Below are 19048 nucleotides of genomic sequence, written 5' to 3'. Positions count from 1 at the left end.
AGGGTGATGGCGGAACAGGCAACGTCCGTGGTCGTCTGCGGCATCGATGGCAGCGCGCACGCCGAAGCAGCCGTGCGTGTGGCGGCGCAACTGGCCCAGGCGAAGGGCGGCAAGCTGGCTCTGGTGGCGGTCAATCCGCTCAGTTCGGCCAGCGGCCACCCTGACATTCGCGCCTGGATGAGCAGGAGGCCATCCTAGCCCGCTCGACAGCCGAGGCCCGCCGTCACTGCAAATCGGTCGAGGCGGTGACGATCGAGGGGCATGATGTCCCTGACGCCCTGATCGCCGCCGCCGCTCAACTGGGCGCGGACCACATCGTCGTGGGTACGGGCGACCGCAAGGGCCTGGTCAACTGGCTGATGGGTTCGACCGCCAAGGCCGTGGCCGCCCGCGCGCCGGTCAGCGTGACGATCGCCCGCTAGCTTCAGACGGGCTCGACCACCACGGCGGTGCCATAGGCCAGAACCTCGGTCACGCCGGGCATGATTTCATTGGCGTCGTAGCGCATGGCCAGGATGGCGTTGGCGCCGATCTCCTGCGCGTGGGCGATCAGGTCGTCATAGGCTTCCTGTCGCGCCGCCTCGGCCAGTTTGACGTAGGCGCCGACCTTGCCGCCGATCATCGACTGCACCCCGCCGATGGCGTCGGAGATGACGTTGCGCGAGCGCACGGTGATGCCGCGCACCACGCCCAGTTGGCGCACGACGCGATGACCGGCCAGGTCATTGGTGGTGGCGACGATCATTCGGCTCTCCTTGATTCAGCGACGGTCCAGAACGGTGAAGGCGAAGGCGTGGTCGTCCTTCTCGCCCGCTTCGTGCGGTTCGAACGCCGTGCGGACGAAGGCGGTTTCGTCGAAGGACGGGAAGACGGCGTCGCCTTCAGGCTCGGCCTCGACCTCGGTGATGTAAAGGCGCTTGGCGCGAGGCAGGGTGGCGGCGAAGATCGCCGTGCCGCCGATGACGCAGACTTCGTCCACGCCGTCTTCCGCCGCCTGTTCACGCGCGATGGACAGGGCCTCGTCCAGGGTGGCGCAGACCACGGCGCCCTTGGCCAGACCGGCCTCGGCGTAGGATTCATCCTTGGTCAGGACGATGTTCAGGCGGCCGGGCAGGGGCTTCAACGGCAGGCTCTCCCACGTCTTGCGGCCCATGATGCAGGGCTTGCCCACGGTCACGGCCTTGAAACGCTGCAGATCCGAGCGCAGCCGCCAGGGCAGATCGCCGTCGCGACCGATGACGCCGTTCCTGGCGCGGGCGACGACGAGGGCGATTGAGGGAACGGCCAAGCTGGTTTTCCGTTGAGGTTGAAATTTTGCTGTCAAATGCCCCCGGAGCCTCGTGTGAACAAGTACGCCAAGCCGCTGATCGTCGGATTCATTGTCCTGTTGATCGTTTCCTTCGGTATCGGTTTCCTGGGAGGAGCTGTCGGGGCGGATCTGGGCGTGCTGCCGGTGATGGCCGGTCTCTTCGCTGGCGCGTTCACCGCCTACATCATGGCCAATCTGGCGGGAAACCGAGCCGGCGTCGCGGCGTCCGAAGCCGATCGCGCGGCGGCGGCCAGCCTGACGCCGCCTCACGGCAAAGCCCTGGTCATCGTCTATCGCGAAGGCTTTGTGGCCATGGCTGCGGGCATGAACCTGGCGCTGGATGGTCGTGAATTCGCCCAGATCAAGGGCGGCAAGTTCACCGCCCTGGCGGTCGATCCGGGCGAGCATGAGCTATCGGCCGGCTTCGGCGGCCTGGCCGGTCCTCAGAACAACGCTGCGGTCGTCAGTTTCGTCGCGCGCGACGGTCAGGCTTTCGCCTATCGGGCCACGGTGTCGATGGGCGCGGTCAAGAACAGCGTCGTGCTGGTGCCCGCGCCCGAAGGCAAGGATGCGCTCAGCGCCAGGTTGGCGCGCATGCCGATGACGGCGCCGGACAGCGCCGCCTTGACCTGATCAGGCGTCCGGCTCTAGCAGTTTCGCACGGAACAGCAGGCCGCCGATCACCGCGCCGATCGCCGGGGCGACGAAGAAGACCCAGACCTGGCTTAGCGCCTGGCCCCCGACCAGCAGGGCCGGGCCGAAGCTGCGGGCCGGGTTGACCGACACGCCCGTCACCTGGATGCCGACGATGTGGATGACGGCCAGGGTGATGCCGATGGCGACCCCGGCGAAAGCGCCGTGCCCCTTGGCCCCTGTCACGCCCAGGATGGCGATCAGGAAGATGGCGGTCGCCACCATCTCGAAAACCAGGGCCGCGTGCAGGCCGTACCCGCCCGGCGATCCGGCGTCGAAGCCGTTCTGGCCCAGGCTGGCGAAGCCCGTCTTGGCGATCATGCCAAGGATGGCCGCGCCGATGATGGCGCCGATGAACTGGGCGATCCAATAGACGACCATGTCCTTAGCGCTCATCCGTCCGGCGACGAAGGCGCCCAGGCTGACGGCCGGATTGACGTGGCAGCCCGACACCGGCCCGATGCCATAGGCCATGGCCACGATGGCGAAGCCGAAGGCCAGGGCGATGCCCAGCTGACCGACGTGATCGAACCCGCCCAGTACGGCGGCCCCACACCCGAAAAGCACCAGAACCAGCGTGCCGACCAGTTCGGCGGCGAACTTCTTGACCATGGAACCCTCCCGTTTCCAGTCACCGCCTGGTGGCGGATTGCAAAGAGGGTGCGCTTAAAACGCCGAATTCGCCAGTCGCCGTTACGTGAGTTTACGTATCCGCCTTCAACCAGCGCAGCCATTTGCGCTGCATGGCGGCGTTCAGGTCGACGCCGGCGCGGTCGCAATAGATCAGCAGCATGCCCAGAACGTCGGCTGCTTCGTCGGCCAGGGCCTGAGCATCAGCGGCCCCGCGCGCTCGTTGGGTCAGGCGCAGATGCTCGGCGGTCAGTTCGCCCAGCTCTTCCTGCAGCTTCAGCAGGGCCCAATCGCGATCGCGGTCGATGGAATGTTCGCGCGCATAGATGTCGGAGATGCGCAGGACATCCGCCTGGAGGTCGGTGAGTTTCATCGGGGATCAGGCCGCCTCAGACGGCGACGGGGGCCTTGATGTGCGGCCAGGATTGGTAATCGTTCAGCACGAAGTCCGACAGCTCGAAGCCGAAGAGGTCGTCTTTGTCCGCCACGCTCAAGGTCGGCAGGGGCAGGGGGGCGCGGCTCAGTTGCAGCTCAGCCTGTTCCAGGTGGTTCAGATACAGGTGGGCGTCGCCGAAGGTGTGGACGAAATCGCCCGGCTCCAGCCCCACGACCTTGGCCAGCATGTGCGTCAACAGGGCGTAGGAGGCGATGTTGAACGGCACGCCCAGGAAAACGTCGGCCGACCGTTGGTACAGCTGGCAGCTCAGCTTTCCGTCAGCGACGAAGAATTGGAACAGGCAGTGGCAGGGCGGCAGGGCCATGTCGTCCACGTCGGCCGGGTTCCAGGCGCTGACGATGTGGCGGCGGCTGTTGGGATTGGTCTTGAGGCCGTGCACCAGCTTCTGGATCTGGTCGATGCTCGCGCCGTTGGGCGCGGCCCAGGAGCGCCACTGCTTGCCATAGACGGGGCCTAGGTCGCCGTTCGCGTCGGCCCATTCGTCCCAGATGCTGACGCCGTTGTCCTTCAGCCAGGCGATGTTGGTCTCGCCGCGCAGGAACCACAGCAGTTCGATGAAGATCGACCGCGTGTGCAGCTTCTTCGTCGTCAGCAGGGGGAAGCCCTTGGACAGGTCGAAGCGCATCTGGCGCCCGAAGACGCCCAGGGTGCCGGTGCCGGTGCGGTCGTCCCGTCGTACGCCGTCGTCGAGAATGTCCCGCAGCAGGTTCAGATACTGCCACTCAGGATGATCGGCAGGCGCGGCCGCCGTACGAGTTTCGAGATCAGCAAGGGCGACGGCGGCGTTCATGGGAAGAGAGGATGCCGCTGATTCGGCGCCGACGGCAGGCGCCTGATTCGCTTGCTCACAGAAAAGAGAAAGCGTCCGCCGATCAAACCGGCGGACGCTTTGCTAAAAGGCGGCAGCGATGTGGTCAGCGTGCGGGCGCCAAACGCTCGTTCTGCACCCAGCCGATGTTGTCGTCGCTATCCAGCACCTCGATCCAGCCGCCGCGCTCCTTTCCGGTGGGGAACACGACCTCGCGCGCGGCCAGAGGCCGAATTGTCTCGCCGTCGGGTGCGGCGCGCAGGATCGTCGGCAGCGCCAGGCTGCGGCTCGACATCGACGGACGCTCGGCATAGCGACGGCGGTCGTCTTCCTCGCGGCGGATTTCGTCGCGGATGCGGCGACGCTCGGCTTCGCGCTCGCGCTCGGCCCGTTCCTGTTCGCGGCGTTCTTCAGTCGCCACGCGACGCGTCTCCGCTTCGCGGTTGGCGGTTTCAGCGGCGATGGCTTCACGGTTGGCGCGGGTGACTTCCGGAATTTGGGAGCCGGTGCCGCCCAGGCTGGTCACCAGGTCGGCATACCCGCGCACCATGGCCAGGGCGATGATCTTGCCTTCTTCTTCACTTTCATATCCCGCGCCGACGCGGCCGCCGAAATGATTGTCGCGGATACGCAGGCTGCGCAGGTCGCCTTTGTTCGCCACGGCGCGCGTGTTGCCGACGGTTTCAGCCAGAGGCACGCTGGCCAGGGAGAAGACGACCTGGGCGTCTTCCTTGCCGCGCCCGATGTCCTTCTTGAGATCGCGAATCCGTTCGACCGTATTGGCGTTCAGGGAAGGCGCCGGTCCCTGAGCGACTTGCCCGCCTTGGCCGCCGAGGACATTTCCGGCCATGTTCGTGGCGGCGTTCAGAGCCTGCATCTGCAAGGGGTTGAGGCCGGCGCCGGCGCCCAGGCCGCCCAAACCTCCGAGGCCGCCGCCCATTTCCCCGCCCGTCGCCGCAGCGAGGCCGGCGGTGAGCAGGGCTCGGCCGCCGACCGCCGCCAGGGAACCGAGCAGGCCAGACCCGCGGTCGTTATCGGTCGGCTCGATCGGATTCGCCAATTCGGCGACCAGAACGAAGTCGGCGGTGCGAACGCGGGCGCCGCCGCCAAGGCTGCGCTCACGCTCCACCAGGTCCATGCCCGGCCCGCGCTCGATCAAGGTGAAACAGCCGGATTCACGAATTACCGTGCGCAGCAGTTCGGTCGGCGCCCCCAGGCCCATTTGATCAAACAGAACGCCTTGTGTTTCGGCGATCGCCACCGTGCCCAGGTTTTGAGTGCAGCGCGGTGTCTCATTGATGACTTGAGTCGTTTCCGCATTGCCGCGACGGCCGAAGATCTGCGCTTCCGCCGGTGTGGCGAAGGCTGCGATGAGGGCCGATGTCGCCGTCAGGGCGAGAGCGTAGCGATTCATGATGTCTGCGGCTGGCTGTTGAAGAGGTCTGGGCCTTAGCTTCGCCATACTCGTAAATCAACCAATGCTCTTCGAATGTTATCCCGAAAAACCTCCGGAATTTAAGAATTCCAGCTCCTGGAGCGTGCTGTCTCGACCCAGGCAATTGTTTCTGTGCGGAAAGCGGCCGAAGCGGGCGATGATGTCCCGATGGATGACGGCGAACTTGTAGGTCTCGGCTTCTGTTTCCGGGCTTAACAGGCGCAGCAGCCGCTCCTGATCCGCCAATGATTCAGAGTGCATCAGCGGCATCAGGATAAAAGAGCGTAGTTCCGGGGCGACCTCGCGATCATGTCCGCGATCAATCGCATCTTTTGAAAATTTCAGCGCCAAGGGATCGGTCGCGAACATATGGGCTGTATCGCGAAAGGCGTTTCGCGGCAGCTGATCCAGCAGGATGATCAGAGCCAGGGCGGCGTCGGGCGCTTCGATCCAATGATCTAGTTCGCGGCGCGCTGCAGCGTAGTGCGTATCGTAGCAGCGATCGGAAAAGGCGCGATCAAAGGCGACATCCTTGGCGAACCATTTCTCCGGCCCGGCGTCAGACCAGAAATCCAGCACTTCAGAAGGGGTAAGGCGTTGTGTCATGCTGCAAACCTAGCAGCGACGCGCGAAAAGGCACGGCCTACGCCGTGTCATTCGCTTAACGATGTAAGAAAGATGGTCGGAGTGATAGGATTCGAACCTACGACCCCCGCGTCCCGAACGCGGTGCTCTACCAGACTGAGCCACACTCCGACTTTCGCAAATCAAACGGTCCGTGGGCCGCCATCTGCGTCGAGGAGGGGGCTTATAGCCATGCCGACCGGCCCTCGCAAGCAGGTAAATGAGGCTCTCGAAAAAAGTCTCGGGTCGATGAAAATTCTTTCGTTTTCAGGTGTTGCATCCCCCGGAGCCTTGGCGTAGATGACCGCCCTCGCCGCGACGCACAGCGCTCGGCGGGAAACACCGGACCGCTGGGGAATGGTGTAATGGTAACACTACGGTTTTTGGTACCGTCATTCTAGGTTCGAGTCCTAGTTCCCCAGCCATCGGTTTTCGCTGAAGAAATCGCCCTTCGGGGCGTTCCTCCGAACATCACCATCGCAAGCTCCGCCGCGAAGGACGCACGCCTTCATCTGCGAATTGTCGCGACCGATGAAATGCCCCCGATCGTTTGCGGAATCGAAATAGCGTAGCCGTTGCTATCGCGTTGGCATGCGGCCATGGCCGCTCGATTGGTGAGGATGCGCTCTTGAAGACTTGGTTCGGCGGAATCGCACAGCAACGGCCTCTGCAACATGGCGCGATCTGCGCCTGTCATTCTCCCCAGGCGCAGAAGCTGCTGGCCCGCATGGAAGCGGGCATGTCGCGACGCTCTATTTTGGCCGGCGCGGCGGCGGGATTCGCCACAGCCGGGCTTGGCGTCGCTTCGCCGGCGTTCTCCCAGGCGTCGACCAAGCCGCGCCTGCTCGCCAATGTGCGGATCTTTGATGGGGCGAGCGCCCGTCTGATCGAGGGCCGCAACGTCCTCATCGTCGGCGACGTGATCCAGGCGCTGGTTCCGGCGGGCGAGATTGTCGCGGACGCCGATGTGGTGGATTGCGGCGGGCGCGTCTTGATGCCGGGAATGATCGACGCTCACTGGCACGCCATGCTGGCCGGCATTTCTCAGATGGCCGCAATGACCGCAGATGTTCCCTATCTGCATCTCGTGGCGGCTCAGGAGGCTGAGCGCACGGTGATGCGGGGCTTTACGACCGTTCGTGACATGGGCGGCCCCAGCTTCGCGTTGAAGCGCGCCATTGATGAAGGCCGTTTCGACGGGCCGCGCATCTATCCGTCGGGTTCGATGATCTCTCAGACCTCGGGGCATGGCGACTTCCGGATGCGGGCTGACTTGCCCCGAACGGCCCAAAGCACGCTCAGCGTTGCAGAGCAGGCGGGCATCGCCGCCATCGCCGACGGCGAGGCCGAGGTGCTGCGTCGCGTGCGCGAACAGCTGATGCTCGGCGCTAGCCAGATCAAGATCCACGCAGGCGGCGGCGTCGCCTCGACCTATGATCCGGTCGACGCCCTGCAATATACTGAAGCCGAGATGAAGGCGGCGGTGGCCGCCGCCACGGACTGGGGCGTCTATGTCTGCGCCCACACCTATACGCCGGCAGGCATCCAACGAGCGGTCGCCTGCGGAGTGAAGTCCATCGAGCATGGACAGATGGCGGACGAGGAGACGGTGCGGCGCATGGCGGGCGCCGGCGCCTGGTGGAGCATCCAGCCCTTCCTGGCGGACGAGGACGCCAATGTTTACCCCTCGCCTGAGCAGCGCGCCCAACAGCAGATCATCGCCGAAGGCACGGCTCGCGCGGTCGAATGGGGACGCAAGCACAAGGTGAATATGGCCCTCGGCACCGATATCCTGTTCAGCCCGAAGGGCACGACGACGCAGGGCAAGCAGTTGGCCAAGTTCGCGCGCTGGTACGGCGCCGCCGAAGTGCTGCGAATGCTGACGGGCGGCAACGCCGAAATCCTGAAGCTATCAGGTCCGCGCAATCCCTATCCGGCGAAGCTGGGACGCATCGAGGCCGGCGCCTATGCGGACCTGCTGGTGGTCGAAGGCGATCCGCTGGCGGACATCTCGGTGATCGCAGACCCGGACCGGACGATGAGGCTGATCATGAAGGCCGGGCGCATTCACAAGAACACGCTTTGAGGCGACGCCCGATCGAGTGGGCGGGCGTGCAGCGCCTTTCGCGAACTGAAGGGGGATGGCGTGCGCGCCCTTTTCCTTTCCCGCGGTCAAAGCCGCAGCCATACCCGGTAAGCTCTGCCTACAAGTTTATGGGACTATTTCGGGAGCGTGTGAACGCATTGACAGCGGTCATTGAATGCGTCGTATATGAATATGGCCTCATATTTAATTTCAACGACACATAGAGGCGAAGGGGAAGATAGCGTGAAGAAGAGCAATCTATTCGGAGCGGTATGCACTGTGGCGCTCGCCGTGGCGGCGAACGCCCAAGCCCAGTCGGAACCTGCTCCGGACATCGCAACTGTCGAAGAAATCGTGGTGACGGCGCGTCACCGCGCCCAGAATCTACAGGATGTGCCGATCTCCATCACCGCCTATTCGGGCGAAAATCTGGACCGGATGAATGTCAACAACGTGCTGGAGCTGAGCGGCCTGGCGCCGGGCCTTCAGGTGCACGGCGGGGACTCCTCGGTGGCGCCCAAGGTCTATATCCGCGGCGTCGGCTCGAACGACTTCAACCCGACCAACCCCAGCCCGACCGCCGTCTATGTAGACGGCGTGATCCGCGGCTCGTCGATCATGCAGTTGGATTCCTTCTTCGACCTGTCGCAGGTCGAGGTGCTGCGCGGACCGCAGGGCACGCTGTTCGGCCGCAACACCACGGGCGGCGCCCTGAACATCACCAGCCGTCGTCCGACTGATTACTACACGGCGGACCTGACCGCCCGTTACGGCTCACGCGAGCGGATGGAGCTGGAAGGCGGCGTCGGCGGCCCGGTGATCGAGGATGTCCTGGCGTTCCGCGCGGCGGCCAACTACGTCCGCGACGACGGCTATACGAAGAACCGCCTGACCGGGAACAACGTCAACGACACCGACCGTTGGGCCGCGCGTCTGTCTTTGCTCTACACGCCCAACGATCGCGTCGAAGTGCTGGCTCACATCGGCGGCGGCAACAGCCGCAACGGCGCCCTGCAGGGGCAGGCGAGGGGGCTGATCCCCAACACTGCAGCCGCCACAGGGCCTGACGGCTGGTGCCTGCCCAGCTTCTACGGCACTTCGGCCTGCACTGACGCGTTGGGCTATGTCGACACCGATGGCGATCCCTACGCCGGCGACTATTCGATGGAAGGCCGCGACAGGCTGAAGCTGTTCAACGCCGATGTCACCACCACGGTCGATCTGGGCGAGCTGTCGCTGGTGTCGGTGACTGGCTTCGTCAACGCTCGCCATCGCGACGACGAGAACACGGATTCCGGCACGAACAATCTGATCAAGGGCTTCTATCGCGTCGATCAGGACCAGTTCACCCAGGAGTTCCGTCTGCAGTCCAATAGCGGCGGTCGCTTCGACTGGGTCGCGGGCGTCTTCTACATGAACGACAGCCTGAAGTCGGACAGCGCCTTCGAGATCGGTCTGGACCTGCTGAATATGCTGCCGGATCCGATGGACGGCGTCGCCCTGGGCGTGGGCACTGTTTCCTATCCGCACAGCCTGAAGACCGAGAGCTACGCCGTCTTCGGCGAGGTCGACTACAAGCTGACCGAGCGCCTGTCGCTGGTCGCGGGCCTGCGCTGGTCGCGTGACGACAAGACCATGGACTACAACAGCCGCTTCACCGAGGCGGGCGTGACCCTGGCCGACTTCCACGGTTCCAAATCGTTCGAGAGCATCTCGGGCCGCGCCGTGCTGAACTATGACATCAGCGACAACTCGCGCGCCTATGTCAGCTACAACCGCGGCTACAAGAGCGGCGGTTTCGCGGGCGGCATGATCACCGACGTTCAGGATCTGGGCCCGTACGACGACGAAGTGCTGAACGCCTATGAGGTCGGCTTCAAGAGCGAGCTGTTCGGACGTCGCGCGCGCCTGAACGCGGCGGCCTTCTACTACGACTATCAGGATCTGCAGGTTTACAGCTACGTCGTGCGCGGCCCGACCAGCGTGCCGATCCTCGACAACGCCTCCGACGCCGTCATCAAGGGCGCGGAAATCGAGCTGACCGTCGCGCCGATGAAGGGGCTGGATATCTCGCTGGGCGCTGCGGTGCTGGACAGCGAATACAAGAACTATATCTCGGTCGGCGAGGACTTCTCGGGCAACCGCCTGCCGACCGCGCCTGAGTTCACCTTCAACGGGGCTGTGTCCTATCAGCACAGTCTGGCGGACAAGGGTGATCTGCTGATGACCCTGTCGGGGTCGTATCGTTCGAAGTTCTACTTCAGCTCGGGCAATGTCGAGCGGCTCAGCCAGGACGGATATTGGACCGTCAACGGCGAACTGGGCTGGGCTTTGCCGGACGGCAAGACCGAGGTCGGCCTGTGGGCGCGCAACCTGACGGACGAAGTCTATCAGCGCGGCATCGTCAACCTGGAGGCCCTGGGCATGGACCGGGTGTCGATGGGCGAGCCTCGCTCGGCTGGCGTCTATCTGCGTTTGCGTTACTAAGGGACGCTTGGCGGCGTTCGGCCTGGTCGGACGCCGCCGGTTCTTGATCGAAACGGCGGGCTGGGGCGTGATCCGACCTCGTCGCAGACGAGGCGTTGATGCAACTGCAGAGCTATTCCTCCTATCTGGCCGCCGAGCTGCGGGACAATCCGCCGCGTCAGAAGGGCCAGCGCACGCGCGCACGGCTTTTGCTGGCCGCAGCCCAGGTGCTGGAGGAGCGTGGTTTTCACGCCATGCGCGTCGGCGACATCACAGCCCAGGCCGAAGTCGCCGAAGGCTCCTTCTACGTCTACTTCAAGGACAAGACCGAGATTTCCGTCGAGGCGTTGGCCCGCTTCTTCGATGACTATGTCGCCAAGGCGATGACGCCGGCGTCAGGCGATACGCCATTCGCTCGGATCCGTTCGACTAACCGTCTGTGGTTCCGGGTCTGTCGGGCGAATCCCGGCCTCATGAAGTGCGTCTTCCAGGTCGGCGACTATGTTCCCGAATTTCTGCAGATCAGCCAGAAGATCAACCGCCGCTGGGCCGAGGTCGTGGCCGAGAGCATCCAGCGTCGCCGCGCCGAGGACGACCCGGACGCCGTGCGCCTGGCCGGCTACATGCTGGTCGCCATGGCGGACGAAATCGCTCGCAAGATGATCGTTCTGCCGGATGAATCGTTCATCGAGGTCTTGGCGCGCATGGGAGCCGACGCGGACGACACCCTGTCGGACGCCGTCAGCGTGGTCTGGCACCAGTTGGCCTATGGCGACGCTCCGACCAGCGACGACCTGCCGGAAGCGGCCGTCAGACTGGCCGGCTTCCTGTCGCGGTCGCGGCCCGCCGTCTAGAGCGGTTGGCCCTGACGGCGACGCAGGCGATCCAGCTTGAACAGCAGCGGCGCGCTGCACGCCAGCATGAGCGCCGGACCTGTCGCGAACAGCAGGGGAATGGCGGCTAGAGCCGAAGCCGGCTGCGCCTGCCCCCCTGAGACATAGCCCGCTAGGCCCAACAGCACCCCCGCGGCTGCACCGCCCAGGGCCAGACCGAGTTTTTCACCCGAGACCCAGACGGCCGTCAGCAGGCCGAGGTTGGCTTCGGCCTCTTTCTGGTCGCGGGCCGCGACCACGCTCGGCATCAGGGCGAACGGCAGGACATAACACCCCGCCTGACCCAGGCCCGCCAGGGCGGCGACGGCGGTGGCGAGGGCCACATCGCCCGGTCCGCACCAGACATAGCCCAAAGTGGCCAGGGCATAGGCTGCGGCGGCGCCGATAGCCGCGCGTGTCGCGCCCCAACGGTCGGCGATCTTGACCCACAAGGGCATGGCCGCGACCTGAACGACGGCTCCGGCCAGGAACAGTTGCGCCAGCACGCCAGACGACGCCTGGATCTGATAGGTGACGGCATAGGGCATCATCGCCGACTGGGCGCCCATGGCGACCGTCTGGAAGGCGTAGCCGATCCACAGGAAGCGATAGGCTGGATTTCCCAGGGTGGCGCGCACCCCGGCCGCCAGCGCCTTGGCCGGTTTCAGCGGCGCGCCGAAGTCGCGTTGGCGGTCCTGTAACTTCCAGACCGCGCGCAACGACCCCAGCAGGGCGCCGCCCGCCATCAGCGCCAGCAACAGACCCATGACCGCATAGCCGGGACGGCCGCCGCCCGCCATTTCGACCAACATGGGCGACATGCCGCCCGCGACCATCAGGCCGAACGCCAGGAAGCCGACGCGCCAGGCCACGACGCGGGTCCGGTCCTGCTGACGTCGCGAAATCTCTCCCGGCATGGCGGCGTAGGGGATCGAGAACAGGGCGTAGGCCGTCGTCGCCGCCATATAGGCCGCCATGACCCAGATCACGGCGCCGAAGCCGGTCAGGTGCGTCGGCGGGGCGAACATGGCCGCGAAACCTAATGGAAACAGGGCCGCGCCCGCCGCCATCAAGGGCCAGCGTCGCCCCATCCGCCCGCGCAGTCGATCCGACCACAGGCCCACGACAGGGTCGAACACGACTTCCCAGATCTTCGGCAGCAGAAGGACCACGCCCGCCGTCGCCGCCGGCACCGCCAGGGTGTCAGTCAGGAAGTAGAGCAGCAACAACTGCGGCGTGATCAGGAAGCAGGCCAGGCCGATATTGGCCAGGCCATATCCGGCCAGCAGGCGAGGGCGCAGCGGCGTCGCTTGCTCCAGGGCGTTTGGCGTCTTGACGGCGGCGTCCATTAGTCCTCCACGGCCAGACGGCGCAGCGCCATCTTGTCCACCTTGCCGACCGGCAGGCGCGGAAGGTCCGGCTCGATCACGAAACGCTTGGGAATCTTGTAGTTGGCCAGTCGCTGGCGGCAATGAGCCTGAAGCTGAGCGGCGTCGACGCCGGCGCGGGCGATCACGAAGGCGACGCCCACCTCGCCCCAGACAGGATCGGGAATTCCCACGACAGCGGCCTCGGTGATGGCGGGGTGGCCTTCCAGCGCGATCTCGATCTCGCGTGGATAGACGTTGTAACCGCCGGATTTGTACATTTCCTTCAGCCGCCCGGTGATGCGCAGACGGCCGTCGTCCAGCCAGGCGCCGACATCGCCGGTACGGAACCACCCGTCCTTGGTGAAGGCGTCGGCCGTGGCGTCGGGCCGGTTCCAGTAGCCGAGGAACAGGGGCGCGCCCTTGGCCTCGATCTCGCCGTCGACGCCGGCGTTTTCGACCAGCGAACCGTCTTCGGCGCGCAGGCGGACTTCATAATGACGGGTCGGCCGTCCGACCGAGGCCGTGGCGAAGGCGACGTCCGCATCATCCCGAACCATCATGTCGCCGGTGGCGGCGATGGGGCCGCAGGACTCCGTCAGGCCGTAGTTGGTGCCCATGCAGGTCGCGACGGGGATCAGCGCCTTGATCGTCGGCGCAGGCATGGCCGCCCCGCCCCAGAAGACGCGCCGCACAGCCGACAGGTTGGTCTGGGCGAAGGCGGAATGCGCCACCGTCATCTCGAACACGGACGGAACCGTGCCCCACAGGGTGACGCCCTCCGACGCCATCGTGTTCAGCCCCGTTTCGACGTCGAACTGTTCCAGAAAGGCCAGCTTGCCGCCGTTGACCAGAACCATGGCGGCGATGTCGCCGACGCAGCCGATGTGGTTGATCGGCAGGTAGTTCAACATGCACAGCGGTTCGCCACGCAAGGGTTCGCCCTGCTCCAGGGCGGGAAGGATCAGTCCTTCATGATGCAGGACCGCGCCCTTCGGCTTGCCTGTGCTGCCTGAGGTGTAGACGATCAGGCAGGGATCGCGCGTCGAAACGGACCGTTTCCGCTCCGTCAGGGCTTCGTCGGGCACGGCCTCGCCCTGGGCGACATAGACGCTTAACGGCAGATGGGCGCGGGCGTCCAAGTCGTCTTCGCCGATCAGGACCAGATCAGCCGACACTTCCGCCGCCAGGGCTTCCAGATCCTCGACGTAATCTCGTCCAGCCACACGGCGACGCCCGATGATCAGGCGCGGCGCGCAGTCGCTGACGACATAGGCCAATTCTTCATAGCGGTAGCGGGGGTTCAATCCGACCCAGATAGCCCCGACCGCGGCCGTGGCCAGGAAGACGGTCAGAAAGTCAGGGGAGGGCGGGGCCAGCATGGCGACGCGATCGCCCTTGCCGACGCCGGCGGCGATCATGGCGCGGGCGAGGGCGTCCACGCCGTGCGCCAGCTCCGCATAGGTCTGAACCTGACCGTCCAGCGTCGCCGCCGGCGCATCAGGCGTCTGCTCGCCATACCAGGCGGCGTAGTCGGAAATCAGCGTCAGCAGCGGCGAATCTCCTACCGCCGACGCCGTGCGGGAAGGCATCAACCGCTGCTGAACGCTGGACATCAGGCCCTCGTTTCGACGCTGTCAGGCACCCAGACGCTGAGCCAGGTCGCCACCAGGGCAGGGCGCTCGCCGCCTTCGATCTCGATCACGGCGTCCATGGAGCGGCGCACTCGTCCAGCCTCATCCGTATGCTCCGGTCCCTTGACGAAACGGCCCCGCACGCGGCTGCCCGTCGGCACCGGCGCGACCAGACGCATACGATCGAATCCATAGTTCAGGAAGTAGCCGCCTTCAGGCTTGAAGTCGCCGCCGGCGCCTTCGATCGCTTTCGCGGCGAGGTGGGTCAGCAGGGACACCGTCAGGAAACCAAAGGCGATCGTGCCGCCGTAAGGCGTGTTGTTCTTGGCCCATTCGGGATCGTTGTGAAAGGGATCGCTGTCCAGGGTGGCGCGACCGAAATCGTCAATCATGGCCTGCGTCACCTCGACCCACTCCGAGACCATCTCCGAAGCGTGTTCAACCGCCTGAACCATCACTGAACCCTAAAATTGAAGATGACCTCATATTCACAGTTTTGGAGGGTGGTGCAAGGGGTTTAGTCGCGGCCGCCGATGATGGAGCGGATCAGGGCAAGTCGCCTGTTCTGAAACCCCTTCGGCCTTGATGCTTTATGCGCGCCTTATGCGGGGAGCGGCTTTCCGAATGGCCCGCTTACGCCCTGAAAGCGTCTCTTCCGGCCCTAACTGAGCTGGAGGTATCGGCATGGCCGATGTGATTTTCGTGGCGATCGGCGTTGGAGCCTTCGTGGCCTTCGCCGCCCTCGCCATTGTGTTGAGGAGGTTGTGACCGTGTGGCTGAACGTCCTTTGGGGCGTCGGCGCCCTGGTCATCGCCGGCTATATGGTCGCAGCCCTGCTGCGGCCCGAGCGGTTCTGAACGGAGCCGCCTTCTCATGAACATTCAAGGATGGGCGGAGATCGCCCTGACCCTCGGCCTCGCCGTCATGCTCGGCTGGCCGATCGGGGTCTATATGTCGCGTGTCTGGAACGGCGAGCGTACTTGGCTGGACCCTGTACTGAAGCCGGTAGAGGGTCTGTTTTATCGCGCCGCCGGGGTTGATCCGACGCGCAGTCAGGGCTGGCTGGGCTATGCCGGCGCCTTGCTGGCGTTCAATCTAGCGGGCTTCCTGCTGCTTTACGCCATGTTGCGCCTGCAGGGCGTCCTGCCGATGAACCCGCAGGGGTTCGACGGCGTCAGCCCGCATCTAGCCTTCAACACCGCCGTCAGCTTCGTCACCAACACCAACTGGCAGAGCTATAGCGGTGAAACCACCGTCTCAACCTTCAGCCAGATGGTCGGACTGACGGTGCAGAACTTCGTCTCGGCCGCCACCGGCGCGACCATCGCGGCGGCGCTGGCGCGGGCCTTCATCGCCAGTCGCGGCGAGGGCGTCGGCAACTTCTGGGCCGACCTGACGCGCACCAGCCTCTATGTCCTGCTGCCCATCGCCTTCATCGTGGCCGTGGCTCTGGCCGGTCTGGGCGTGGTGCAGTCGCTGGCGGCCTCGGCCCAGGCGACGACGCTGGAGGGCGGATCGCAGACGATCAGCCTGTTCCCGACCGCCAGCCAACTGGCCATCAAGCAGTTGGGCATCAACGGCGGCGGCGTGTTCGGCGTCAACTCGGCGCACCCGCTGGAGAACCCGACCCCGCTGACCAATCTGATCACGGCGATCAGCGTGAACGTCCTGGGCTGGGCGGCCTTCTTCGCCTTCGGCCGCAGCGTCATGGCCAAGAAGGACGTGCGCGCCCTGGTGGTCGCGGCGATCCTGTTGCTGGGGGCGGCGGGTTCGGCCCTCTATGTCATCGAAAGCCAACCTGCGCCCGCTCTGGTCGCGGCCGGCGTCGATACGTCCGCCGGAAACATGGAAGGCAAGGAGGTCCGCTTCGGCGTGCCGTCCTCCGTCGCCTGGGCGGCCCAGACGACAGGCGCCTCGAACGGGTCGGTAAACTCCATGCACGCCAGCTATATGCCGCTGGGCGGAGCGGTGACGATGTTCCTGATGCAGTTGGGCGAAATCCTGCCCGGCGGGATCGGCTCAGGCGTCGCGGTCATGGTGCTGATGGCCATGCTGGCGGTTTTCGTGGCGGGCCTGATGGTCGGCCGCACGCCGGAATACCTGGGCAAGAAGATCGAGGCGCGAGAGATCCAGTTCGCCATGCTGGTGGTGCTGGTCGTGCCTTTGTCGGTGCTGGGCTTCTCGGCTGCCGCGGCGGTCCTGCCCGAGGCGTTGGCCAGCCTTTTGAACAAGGGACCGCATGGCCTGTCCGAAATCCTCTACGCCTATACCTCGGCGACGGGGAACAACGGTTCGGCTTTCGGCGGATTGAGCGCCAATACGCCGTGGTGGAACACCACCCTGGGTCTGGCCATGCTGCTGGGCCGGTTCGTGCCCGCCGTCGCGGTTCTGGCCGTGGCCGGGGCGCTGGTCGCCAAGCCCCGCCTGGCGCCGTCGGTCGGCACCCTGCCCACGCATGGTCCGCTGTTCATCGGCCTGTTGATCGGGGTGATCCTGATCCTCGGCGGCCTGCAGTTCTTCCCCGCACTCTCCCTGGGACCGATCGTGGAGCATTTCGACATGCTCCAGGTCACGGCCCGGTTCTGATCGGATATCCGTCATGACCCAAGTCACGCTCGATCCGTCGAGCTCCCGATCTGCTGCGTCCATCGCGGGCGGGCTGAACGGGGCCATGCTCGGCCGGGCGCTCGGCGACGCCGTCGTCAAGCTGAACCCGACCAAGCTTCTCAACAACCCGGTGATCTTCGCCACCTGGATCGTCGCGGCCCTGGCCACCGTCTCAGCGGTCGCCGCCGTGGCGACGGGGCAGGCGGCGGGCTTCGCCGTCCAACTGGCCCTGTGGTTGTGGGCGACGGTGCTCTTCGCCAACGTGGCGGAAAGCATCGCCGAGGGGCGCGGCAAGGCGGCGGCCGACAGCCTTCGCGCTTCACGCGTCACCACCAAGGCCAAGCTGATCGTCGACCCCACGACGGGCACGGTCGTCCCGACCCCGGCGCATGAGCTGGAGATCGGCGCGATCGTTCTGGTCGAGGCCGGGGACGTCATCCCTTCGGACGGCGAGATCATCGAGGGCGTCGCCTCGGTCAACGAGGCCGCCATCACCGGCGAAAGCGCGCCCGTCATCCGCGAAAGCGGCGGCGACCGCTCGGCCGTCACCGGCGGCACCACGGTCGTCTCGGACTGGATCAAGGTACGCATCACCTCGGCCCCCGGCGCGACCTTCCTCGACCGCATGATCGCCATGGTCGAGGGCGCAGACCGTCGCAAGACGCCGAACGAACTGGCCCTGTCGGTCCTGCTGGCGGGTCTGAGCCTGATCTTCCTGATCGCGGTCGCGGCCCTGCTGGGTCTGGGCGCCTATTCGGGCATCAAGCTGGACCCCATCGTCCTGGGCGCCCTGTTCATCACCCTGATCCCCACGACGATCGGGGGGCTGCTGTCCGCCGTCGGCATCGCCGGCATGGACCGGTTGCTGAAGGTGAATGTTCTGGCCACCTCGGGCCGCGCGGTGGAGGCGGCAGGCGACGTCGACACCCTGCTGCTCGACAAGACCGGCACCATCACCTTCGGCAACCGCATGGCGACCGAGGTCATCCCCGCGCCGGGCGTCCGTCTCGAAGCGGCTATGCGCGCGGCGGTCATGGCCTCATTGGCCGATGAGACGCCTGAGGGCCGCTCCATCGTCGAGCTGGGCCGCAACGCCGGGGTGACGGGCGACATGCCCGCCGGGGCCAAGACCATTCCGTTCACCGCCGTGACCCGCCAGTCGGGCCTCGAAGCGGACGGCCGCTCGTGGCGCAAGGGGGCGGTGGACGCCGTGCTCAAGGCCCTGGGGCTGGCCGAGGCTGAGGCCCCCGCCGAGTTCCGCGCCGCCGTGGACCGCATCGCCCGTTCGGGCGGCACGCCTCTGGCCGTGGTGGAGAACGAGTCCCTGGTCGGCGTCATCCATCTGAAAGACGTGGTCAAGCCGGGGGTCAAGGCGCGTTTCGCCGACCTGCGCCGCATGGGCCTGCGCACCGTCATGATCACCGGCGACAACCCGGTGACGGCGGCCGCCATCGCCTCCGAAGCCGGGGTCGACGACTTCCTGTCCGAGGCCACGCCCGAGGACAAGATGCGCCTGATTAAGGCTGAGCAGTCAAAGGGGCGTCTGGTCGCCATGTGCGGCGATGGAGCCAACGACGCGCCCGCCCTGGCTCAGGCCGACGTCGGCGTGGCCATGCAGACCGGCGCCCAGGCCGCGCGCGAGGCCGGGAACATGGTCGACCTCGACAGCGATCCGACCAAGGTCATCGAGATCGTCGAGGTCGGCAAGCAACTGCTGATCACGCGCGGCGCCCTGACCACCTTCTCCATCGCCAACGACGTGGCCAAGTATTTCGCCATCATTCCGGCGATGTTCGTGGTCGGCCTGCCGTCGCTGGCGGCGCTGAACGTGATGAAGCTGTCCAGCCCGGAAAGCGCCATCCTGTCGGCGGTCATCTTCAACGCCCTTGTCATCGTCGCCCTGATCCCGCTGGCGCTGCGCGGGGTGAAATACCGCGCCGTGGGGGCGGGCAAGCTGCTGGGCCGCAACCTGCTGATCTACGGCCTGGGCGGTCTGATCGCGCCCTTCGTCGGCATCAAGCTCATCGACATCGTCATCTCCGCCCTCGGCCTGGCCTGAA

The 19048-nt window shown here is 65.6% G+C and carries 19 protein-coding genes and 2 tRNA genes; 10 read left to right on the top strand and 11 right to left on the bottom strand.

Features of this window, described 5'->3' with window-relative positions:
- The first annotated feature begins 6 nt into the window (after nt 1–6).
- Both BJP32_RS17780 and BJP32_RS17775 read left to right on the top strand, forming a co-directional pair.
- Nucleotides 7–198 carry a universal stress protein gene (locus BJP32_RS17780; RefSeq protein WP_255370623.1) on the top strand — a complete coding sequence of 64 codons (192 nt, stop codon included), beginning with the start codon at nt 7–9 and terminating at the stop codon, nt 196–198.
- Nucleotides 174–422, top strand: coding sequence for a universal stress protein (locus BJP32_RS17775; protein ID WP_369822376.1), 249 nt, complete (start codon nt 174–176; stop codon nt 420–422). The genes BJP32_RS17780 and BJP32_RS17775 overlap by 25 nt, the downstream gene beginning before the upstream one ends.
- Before the next feature lie 2 nt (nt 423–424).
- On the opposite strand, the gene BJP32_RS01095 is transcribed toward BJP32_RS17775, so the two are convergent.
- Nucleotides 425–745: a YbjQ family protein gene (locus BJP32_RS01095; RefSeq protein WP_003165113.1), complete on the bottom strand. Its 321-nt coding sequence runs from the start codon at nt 743–745 to the stop codon at nt 425–427.
- Between the two features lie 15 nt (nt 746–760).
- The gene (locus BJP32_RS01090) at nt 761–1288 is read right to left on the bottom strand and encodes a dihydrofolate reductase (RefSeq protein WP_076222599.1); all 528 of its coding nucleotides are present in this window, start codon (nt 1286–1288) and stop codon (nt 761–763) included.
- 54 nt (nt 1289–1342) lie between these two features.
- Here BJP32_RS01090 and BJP32_RS01085 point away from each other — a divergent pair, with 54 nt between their 5' ends.
- Entirely contained in the window at nt 1343–1942 is a 600-nt protein-coding gene (locus BJP32_RS01085; protein ID WP_076222598.1) for a hypothetical protein, read from the top strand.
- On the opposite strand, the gene BJP32_RS01080 is transcribed toward BJP32_RS01085, so the two are convergent.
- The 6 genes from BJP32_RS01080 to BJP32_RS01055 form a co-directional block, all read right to left on the bottom strand.
- Nucleotides 1943–2614, bottom strand: coding sequence for an aquaporin (locus tag BJP32_RS01080; RefSeq protein WP_076222596.1), 672 nt, complete (start codon nt 2612–2614; stop codon nt 1943–1945).
- A gap of 91 nt (nt 2615–2705) precedes the next feature.
- Nucleotides 2706–3005 (bottom strand): phosphoribosyl-ATP pyrophosphohydrolase, encoded by a 300-nt coding sequence (locus BJP32_RS01075; RefSeq protein ID WP_003165109.1) that lies wholly within the window; start codon nt 3003–3005, stop codon nt 2706–2708.
- Nucleotides 3006–3021: 16 nt separating this feature from the next.
- A complete protein-coding gene (locus BJP32_RS01070; RefSeq protein WP_076222595.1) occupies nt 3022–3879 on the bottom strand; it encodes a thymidylate synthase in 858 nt (285 codons plus the stop codon).
- 124 nt (nt 3880–4003) lie between these two features.
- The gene (locus BJP32_RS01065; protein ID WP_076222593.1) at nt 4004–5311 is read right to left on the bottom strand and encodes an SH3 domain-containing protein; all 1308 of its coding nucleotides are present in this window, start codon (nt 5309–5311) and stop codon (nt 4004–4006) included.
- Between the two features lie 78 nt (nt 5312–5389).
- The gene (locus BJP32_RS01060; RefSeq protein WP_076222592.1) at nt 5390–5938 is read right to left on the bottom strand and encodes a DUF924 family protein; all 549 of its coding nucleotides are present in this window, start codon (nt 5936–5938) and stop codon (nt 5390–5392) included.
- 73 nt (nt 5939–6011) lie between these two features.
- Nucleotides 6012–6088 (bottom strand) — tRNA-Pro (locus BJP32_RS01055).
- Between the two features lie 219 nt (nt 6089–6307).
- Between BJP32_RS01055 and BJP32_RS01050 the strand changes: the two genes are divergently transcribed.
- The 4 genes from BJP32_RS01050 (at nt 6308) to BJP32_RS01035 (ending at nt 11362) form a co-directional block, all read left to right on the top strand.
- Nucleotides 6308–6381, top strand: a tRNA-Gln gene (locus BJP32_RS01050).
- Between the two features lie 203 nt (nt 6382–6584).
- Nucleotides 6585–8042: an amidohydrolase family protein gene (locus BJP32_RS01045; protein ID WP_076222590.1), complete on the top strand. Its 1458-nt coding sequence runs from the start codon at nt 6585–6587 to the stop codon at nt 8040–8042.
- Nucleotides 8043–8285: 243 nt separating this feature from the next.
- The gene (locus BJP32_RS01040; protein ID WP_076222588.1) at nt 8286–10529 is read left to right on the top strand and encodes a TonB-dependent receptor; all 2244 of its coding nucleotides are present in this window, start codon (nt 8286–8288) and stop codon (nt 10527–10529) included.
- 98 nt (nt 10530–10627) lie between these two features.
- Complete coding sequence (locus BJP32_RS01035; protein ID WP_076222586.1) at nt 10628–11362, top strand: TetR/AcrR family transcriptional regulator; 735 nt, start codon at nt 10628–10630, stop codon at nt 11360–11362.
- Here BJP32_RS01035 and BJP32_RS01030 read toward each other — a convergent pair.
- Genes BJP32_RS01030 through BJP32_RS01020 form a run of 3 tightly spaced genes read right to left on the bottom strand, consistent with a single transcriptional unit; the run spans nt 11359 to nt 14836 of the window.
- Entirely contained in the window at nt 11359–12729 is a 1371-nt protein-coding gene (locus tag BJP32_RS01030; RefSeq protein ID WP_076222584.1) for an MFS transporter, read from the bottom strand. The two genes, BJP32_RS01035 and BJP32_RS01030, sit on opposite strands and share 4 nt — an antisense overlap.
- Nucleotides 12729–14363 (bottom strand): class I adenylate-forming enzyme family protein, encoded by a 1635-nt coding sequence (locus BJP32_RS01025; RefSeq protein WP_076222582.1) that lies wholly within the window; start codon nt 14361–14363, stop codon nt 12729–12731. The genes BJP32_RS01030 and BJP32_RS01025 overlap by 1 nt, the downstream gene beginning before the upstream one ends.
- A complete protein-coding gene (locus BJP32_RS01020) occupies nt 14363–14836 on the bottom strand; it encodes a MaoC/PaaZ C-terminal domain-containing protein (RefSeq protein ID WP_076222580.1) in 474 nt (157 codons plus the stop codon). The genes BJP32_RS01025 and BJP32_RS01020 overlap by 1 nt, the downstream gene beginning before the upstream one ends.
- A gap of 309 nt (nt 14837–15145) precedes the next feature.
- Between BJP32_RS01020 and BJP32_RS17275 the strand changes: the two genes are divergently transcribed.
- The 3 genes from BJP32_RS17275 to kdpB are packed head-to-tail and all read left to right on the top strand — an operon-like array spanning nt 15146 to nt 19047.
- On the top strand, nt 15146–15238 hold the full coding sequence (locus BJP32_RS17275) for a potassium-transporting ATPase subunit F (protein ID WP_157677928.1): 93 nt from the start codon (nt 15146–15148) through the stop codon (nt 15236–15238).
- 16 nt (nt 15239–15254) lie between these two features.
- On the top strand, nt 15255–16967 hold the full coding sequence (kdpA, locus tag BJP32_RS01015) for a potassium-transporting ATPase subunit KdpA (RefSeq protein WP_076222578.1): 1713 nt from the start codon (nt 15255–15257) through the stop codon (nt 16965–16967).
- A 13-nt stretch (nt 16968–16980) separates the two neighbouring features.
- On the top strand, nt 16981–19047 hold the full coding sequence (gene kdpB / locus BJP32_RS01010; RefSeq protein WP_076222576.1) for a potassium-transporting ATPase subunit KdpB: 2067 nt from the start codon (nt 16981–16983) through the stop codon (nt 19045–19047).
- Nucleotide 19048: the final 1 nt, after the last annotated feature.

Source organism: Brevundimonas sp. ZS04, from assembly GCF_001956865.1.
GTDB lineage: Bacteria > Pseudomonadota > Alphaproteobacteria > Caulobacterales > Caulobacteraceae > Brevundimonas > Brevundimonas diminuta.
Note: the sequence above shows the minus strand (reverse complement) of the source record. Positions and strands in the feature narration are given on the sequence as shown.